Annotated in this window: 7 protein-coding genes; 1 reads left to right on the forward strand and 6 read right to left on the reverse strand. The window is 38.1% G+C overall.

Features of this window, described 5'->3' with window-relative positions:
* Positions 1-30: 30 nt before the first annotated feature.
* A complete protein-coding gene (locus ACTRWE_RS11325; protein ID WP_462880027.1) occupies positions 31-483 on the reverse strand; it encodes an FxLYD domain-containing protein in 453 nt (150 codons plus the stop codon).
* A gap of 17 nt (positions 484-500) precedes the next feature.
* Positions 501-1,076: a hypothetical protein gene (locus tag ACTRWE_RS11330; RefSeq protein ID WP_462880028.1), complete on the reverse strand. Its 576-nt coding sequence runs from the start codon at positions 1,074-1,076 to the stop codon at positions 501-503.
* Positions 1,077-1,223: 147 nt separating this feature from the next.
* Here ACTRWE_RS11330 and ACTRWE_RS11335 point away from each other — a divergent pair, with 147 nt between their 5' ends.
* A complete protein-coding gene (locus ACTRWE_RS11335; RefSeq protein ID WP_462880029.1) occupies positions 1,224-1,748 on the forward strand; it encodes a CIA30 family protein in 525 nt (174 codons plus the stop codon).
* A 56-nt stretch (positions 1,749-1,804) separates the two neighbouring features.
* Here the strand turns inward: ACTRWE_RS11335 and ACTRWE_RS11340 are convergent, their stop codons facing one another.
* The 4 genes from ACTRWE_RS11340 to ACTRWE_RS11355 form a co-directional block, all read right to left on the reverse strand.
* Positions 1,805-2,317 (reverse strand): hypothetical protein, encoded by a 513-nt coding sequence (locus tag ACTRWE_RS11340; RefSeq protein WP_462880030.1) that lies wholly within the window; start codon positions 2,315-2,317, stop codon positions 1,805-1,807.
* Between the two features lie 140 nt (positions 2,318-2,457).
* Positions 2,458-2,934, reverse strand: coding sequence for an FKBP-type peptidyl-prolyl cis-trans isomerase (locus tag ACTRWE_RS11345; RefSeq protein ID WP_462880031.1), 477 nt, complete (start codon positions 2,932-2,934; stop codon positions 2,458-2,460).
* A complete protein-coding gene (locus tag ACTRWE_RS11350; RefSeq protein WP_462880032.1) occupies positions 2,931-5,357 on the reverse strand; it encodes a Lon protease family protein in 2,427 nt (808 codons plus the stop codon). Before ACTRWE_RS11350 ends, ACTRWE_RS11345 begins: the two co-directional genes overlap by 4 nt.
* 79 nt (positions 5,358-5,436) lie before the next feature.
* The gene (locus ACTRWE_RS11355) at positions 5,437-5,895 is read right to left on the reverse strand and encodes a zinc ribbon-containing protein (protein WP_016898941.1); all 459 of its coding nucleotides are present in this window, start codon (positions 5,893-5,895) and stop codon (positions 5,437-5,439) included.
* Between the last annotated feature and the right edge of the window lie 105 nt (positions 5,896-6,000).

The raw sequence follows: 6,000 nt of genomic DNA on the forward strand, positions 1-6,000 counted from the left end.
AATTACTCTAAAAAAACTCGAATACATGCTCTAAAACCACTTAATTTTAAGCTTTGTCGAGTGAACTTTACTTGCTTGTGATCTAAATAAATTGCATTTAATGTCAATATAGCTAATTTGGTTAGGCTCTAGAAAGTTGTCTGTGCTTTTGCCTACACAGTTACCAATAAACTTGCCACTTTCGTCAAATGTAGAAGCAATAACGGTTCCCGTATAAATGCTCTCATCAGTAATATTTTTTAATTCAGCCGCTATTCTTACTTGACCATTTTCTTTGTATATTTCAGAAAGAGTAAGTTTATAGTCATTATTAAATTCATCACTTGTTTCTAATGCTTTATTTGAAACCATTGTTTTGAATCCACTGTCAACATCAGCGGCGATTGTTAGGGCGAACACACTAATGCCACCAAGCATTGCTATTACAAACCCAACTCCCCAAAAAAAGCCCTTTATGCTCTCATTAAAATTATTAGTGTCCATTTAATTCCCTTTAGTTTTTACCATTGTATTTCGTTAACAACATAGCCAAAGTAACTTTTTTCACCGACTAAGTTCACTTTTGTATTTTTAAGTTTTAAAAGCTTATGCTTATCTAAATACCACCTGATGGTGTGCTGTTTGTTTGTAGATGTATCTTCAAAGAGTAAACGAACGCAATTCGGCTCATAATCGCTATAACAAGCTTCAGACTCAACTAAGGTATATTCTTCAGACCAATAATCGCCTAAATGATAATGCGCCCATAGTTGAATCGGCGCACAAATGACAGCCCAAAGATACGCATAAAGCAAAATGGGTATCATAATGATGCTTAAATACTTAAGTATAATCCCCTCTTGATCAAAGTAAGTATTAAACTCTTCTCTCGCATGTGGCGTTTTTATTAAATGAAATAGAAAGGCACACACTAAAGAAATAGTAATAAAGCTTAAAATCCAATGACTTAAAAAGTCATAAAAACGGTTAGGAATAAACGAAGGGTCGATTGAAGTGTACCACTCATATAGGCCAACAGGCGCGATCATCATAACAATAAATGCTAAGATAATGAGAATCACAGGCTTTTTTGTCATATAAATTAATATCCTTATATTTTATGACGTCTTTAATTTGGTCAGTATTTTAATCAAGGATTGCCTTATCCCAGTATTAAAATAATTATGTGAACAATTATTACATCAAAACGTATTATTATTAATAATGGTTTTAAGGAATTACTCATGACCGCCAAACAACTCTCATCACTTTTTGTTTTTAACTTACTGTTTGCCACTACCGAGGCAAACGCCAATGCTCGCTGGTATGTAGTGAATGATTCGGTGATGGGTGGCATTTCTAATAGTCAGGTTTTGTATGAAAACGACAATTTAGTGTTTACAGGCAATGTATCGCTTGCAAACAATGGAGGGTTTGCTTCTATTCGAACGCTATTGGATTTACAAAGCCAAGACATCACTAAAATTATGCTACGTGTTAAGGGCGATGGTCAAACCTATCAATTACGTTTAAGAACCAATGAGTACATGGATGGGGCGGCTTATACCCGCTCGTTTAGTACCACAAAGAGCGAGTGGCTTAATATTGAGTTTTTACCTGAGGATTTTCAGCTTACTTATCGCGGCCGCTTACTTGAACAACAACCTACAATTAACTTTAAAGATATAAAGCAGCTTGGGTTTATGATTGCAGGTAAACAAGCGGGAGAATTTAGGCTTGAGGTTGGAAAAATTGAGTTTAAAAACTAACTTTTCTGCGTACATTACAAGGTTAAATAACCTGAACTAATACAGTTAGACTTTGGTTAAATAGTAAAGTCGTCGCCTCGCCTTTTCATTTCGTTGATTACTAGCTCAATAATTTGTTGTTTTATTGCTGCCTGCTGTGACTGTACCTCACTAAGTTGCAGCTCCAATCTATTTATCTCTTCTTGTTGTTGCTCGGTTTTATACTTTTTAGCTCCCATATGCTCAGCATCCATAGTTAAGCGACTATCATCTTCAGCTGGCCCATATTGGCTATTATCAATGGTTAAACTGCGTTGTACCGTACTCTGCTTAAGCTTATTTACTTGTTCTTGCAATGCAACCACTTGCTGGGTGAAATATTTATATGCCTTTTCTAAATTTTGATATTGCTCAGCAAATGTTGCGTTATCTTCGCTGTATTTTTGAACCTTAGCATCTAAAAACTCTGATAAAACATAGTCAGGCTCTTCCTCTGATTTATCATCAATGTGTTGCTGTTCTGATTCTATTAAAGGCTGATTGTTATAATTAGATGCTTGATATTGAATTGAGGCGGTTGAAATCTTCATTATTTTATCCCTAAAATGAATTTGTCACTATTTTAGGTATCGACTGACGATTTAAATTCTTGAGTAGGATTGGCTAATAAGAGCAAATAAAAAAGCCCTACTTGATTAAAGTAGGGCTTAAAGTATTTTTTACCTTAAAATTACGACTCAATAGCCAGTAATTCCACCTCAAAAATAAGCAATGACGCAGGAGGTATACTCCCTACCCGCTTTTCACCATAGGCAAGCTGGTGCGGTATATAAAACTGAAATTTATCGCTCGGGCTCATCAGTTGCAGACCCTCAGTCCAGCCTTTTATAACTTGGTGCAAGCCAAAGCTAATCGGAGTTTTACGCTCCACTGAGCTGTCAAATACAGTGCCGTCGATTAAAGTGCCGTGATAATGCACTTTCACCATACTCGTTGGGCTAGGTGTATTTTCGCTATCCCCTTTATGGATTATTTTATATTGCAAGCCAGACGCGGTTTCTTGAACGCCTTCTACCTTTGCATTGGCAATTAAGTAATCACTTTCAATTTGCGCATTAGCGATTGCTTGCTGCTTGGCTTTTTTACTGTTTTTAAAAATCAAAACGCAAAAAATAGCGATAACAATCAATAAAATAATATTGATCATAACTCCCCTTTTTCATCTTCTGAGTCGTCTTTATCGTCGCTGTTATCGCCGTTAACAATATCAGCAATATCTTTTAATCGTGCTAATGCAATGCCATTCACTGAATCTTCTGGGTACTGCTCATCAATCATGTCACCCGCGTCAATATCCATTAGTAAGTTTAGCGCTTGGTCAACTGTTTCAACGGCGAAAATATTAAATTTACCCAGTTCAACCGCATTCAGTATTTCATCATCAAGTACTAAGTTAACTTGGTTTGATTTTGGAATAATGACGCCTTGCTCGCCCGTTAAACCACGCATTTTACATAGCTTAAAGAAGCCTTCTATTTTTTCATTTACGCCACCGATTGCTTGCACATCACCATGCTGATTAATAGAGCCGGTTAGTGCAATAGATTGGCTTATTGGTAAACTGGTGATCGCCGAAATTAGCGCACAAAGTTCAGCAAGAGAGGCGCTATCACCATCTATATAGCCATAGCTTTGTTCAATAGCGATATTCGCACTGAGTGTTAAGCTAAAGTGTTGCGCATATTTGTTACCTAAATAACCGGTAAGCAACATTACCCCTTTTGAGTGAATTGCTTTACCCAGCTCAGCTTCGCGTTCCACATCAATAACGCCATCAGCACCCGCATAAACAGTGGCGGTAATGCGTGCAGGTGTACCAAACGAAGTATCACCAATGTGCAGTACCGTTAAACCGTTTACTTTACCTACGGCTTGCCCGTCGGTCGCAATTAAGGTGTGGCCTTCTTTTATATCGCTGAGCATATTTTCACTAATTTGCCCTGTACGGTATTGTTTGCCTTCAATCGCTTCGTCAATATGGCGAGCATCAATCACCGTCAGCTTATCTTGCTTAGCGTAAAAACTAGCCTCAGCCACAAGCTCTAGTACATCAGCAAAACGGGCTGAGAGTTTATTATGGTGCTCAGCTTGGCGATAACTAAACTTAAGCAATCGCACCATTGCTGATTCGTTTAACGTGCACTTTAATGTTTGCTCACAGTAATCACTGACTTTAGTAATAAACTGATACTGCAGCTTATCGCTGCTTGGTAAGTAATAATCAAAATCGGCAAGTACTCTAAATAACTCAGCAAATTCCTCGTCGTATTCACCGATGGTGTAATAAAGTTCACGTGAGCCGAGTAAAATAATTTTCACATCAAGCGGTATTAACTGCGGTCGAAGCGTAAAGCTACTACCAACGACACTGTCTTGATAAGGTAAGTCATTTTTAATTTGATGGGTTTTTAGCGACAGCTTTAGCCCATCCCACACTTGGGGTTGAGCCATTACTTTTTCAGCATCCATAATTAAATAGCCGCCATTCGCGCGGTGCAATGCACCAGGTTGAATTGATCGATAGCTGGTAATTAACGACCCTTGCGATGTGGCATATTCAATTTTGCCAAAAATATTACCAAAGGTTGGGTTTGGCTCGTAAACAACCGGTGCCGCATCGCCTTCTTTATATTCGACCAAAATATTAGGCGCAAAAAAGTCGGTAAGCATGCCTTTACGATCAAAGTCTTCTTTGTTTTCTTCGCTTTCACCTTCATCATCAAGCCATTCAAGGACGGCATCAATAATTTCTACACGTATATCTTTTAAATAACGCAGTACACCAATATGGCTGGCATATTTATGTTCTAAATCTTTTAATAACGGTTTAGTGGCTTGCTCAGCAGTAGACTTTTTAAGGTTGCGGAGCTTTTCTTTCGACTCGCGTTTCCAGCGCGGTAACTCAATAAGCGCCTCAATGAGGGCATCTTCTAATTTTTCTATACGCTCAAAAAACATCTCGCGTAAGTCATCTTCAAGATCAGAAAACTCATTATCGGTAAGTTGTTTACCATCAATCAGCGGTGCAAAGCCGACTACGCCTTTTTCTTCAATTAGTGCCACACTTTGTTCAAGTGCTGCTATTTCTACTGCGGTAATTGCGCCGTCGTAAGCATCGTTAAATTCACGATCTATCGATTTTTTCTTGCGCTGATAGGCTGGGTTATCAAATGCAGCAGGAAAAGTGTCGAGTACTTCATCAATAAATGAGTCAATATCATCGGCTAGTTGTTTGCTTTGCCCTGCATGCATAAATAAGGCAATAGGCTCACGGTGATCGTCGTAGTTATTAACATATAACCATTCATGCGGTGTTGTGCGCTCTTTAGCGTATTGTTTTAATTTGTCTTTTACTAAAGTAAAACGCCCGTGTGCCGCCTCTCCCATTACATAAACATTATAACCGGGTAGGTCCATTCCTAAAGAAAAGTCCAATGCACTTTGCGCACGTTGTTGGCCTATAAAGGTAAGTTGCTCAGGGTATGGATTACTCATACAAGTGTTTACATGGCTCGATGAAATACTCGGTGCAAGATTTGATACGGGTAGTGGCAGCAATTTTTTCGTCATTCTAACTTCTTTTTTTACCAGCATATTTGCTAGGTTTTGGACGTATTGAGTGGCAATATAAGCCACTCAATATTCATATTTAAGGTTGTAAAGCCTGGCGGCTAAAATAGATGCCATCACACTGTGTACACGGAATAATTTGCGTTGCATGATAAACATCGTAACTATGGTTGCAATTCTTACATACTAATGTGCCCATGGCTATCCATTCACCTGCGTGATAAACACCATTATGCTTAAAATCTTCACTTAATGACTGCCATTCAAGCTGTGTTTTGTCTTCAATATGAGAAAGCTCAAACCACAATGACTCTTTAAGCTCCTGCCATGCAAGCGAATTATAGTAGTTGTTATTTTCTTGTAGATGAGAAATGTCACGCATTAGGTAATTACGATAAAGATAATATTTTTCTTCACCTAAATCTTTAAGTGCCTGCTCGGATTCAATAAATCGCTTTACTGCTGCTTTAACTTCATGCTCTTTTACATCTTTTAACCAATCGGTTAAATCGCTTAGCCATGCTCTGTAATCTGCCATTTTTTACTCCTTCAAAATTGTGAGGGGACTGATATTTATACGGCGCTATTAGCTGTTGATAAAAACAACACCATACAGGCTTTGTTTAGGGTCTGTTGACCTTTT

This window comes from Pseudoalteromonas sp. G5_S1_54_S4, from assembly GCF_054968565.1.

Coding starts and splice junctions, on each gene's coding strand:
- ACTRWE_RS11325 (WP_462880027.1), bottom strand. CDS start 483: ATGGACACTAATAATTTTAATGAGAGCATAAAGGGCTTTTTTTGGGGA.
- ACTRWE_RS11330 (WP_462880028.1), bottom strand. CDS start 1,076: ATGACAAAAAAGCCTGTGATTCTCATTATCTTAGCATTTATTGTTATG.
- ACTRWE_RS11335 (WP_462880029.1), top strand. CDS start 1,224: ATGACCGCCAAACAACTCTCATCACTTTTTGTTTTTAACTTACTGTTT.
- ACTRWE_RS11340 (WP_462880030.1), bottom strand. CDS start 2,317: ATGAAGATTTCAACCGCCTCAATTCAATATCAAGCATCTAATTATAAC.
- ACTRWE_RS11345 (WP_462880031.1), bottom strand. CDS start 2,934: ATGATCAATATTATTTTATTGATTGTTATCGCTATTTTTTGCGTTTTG.
- ACTRWE_RS11350 (WP_462880032.1), bottom strand. CDS start 5,357: ATGACGAAAAAATTGCTGCCACTACCCGTATCAAATCTTGCACCGAGT.
- ACTRWE_RS11355 (WP_016898941.1), bottom strand. CDS start 5,895: ATGGCAGATTACAGAGCATGGCTAAGCGATTTAACCGATTGGTTAAAA.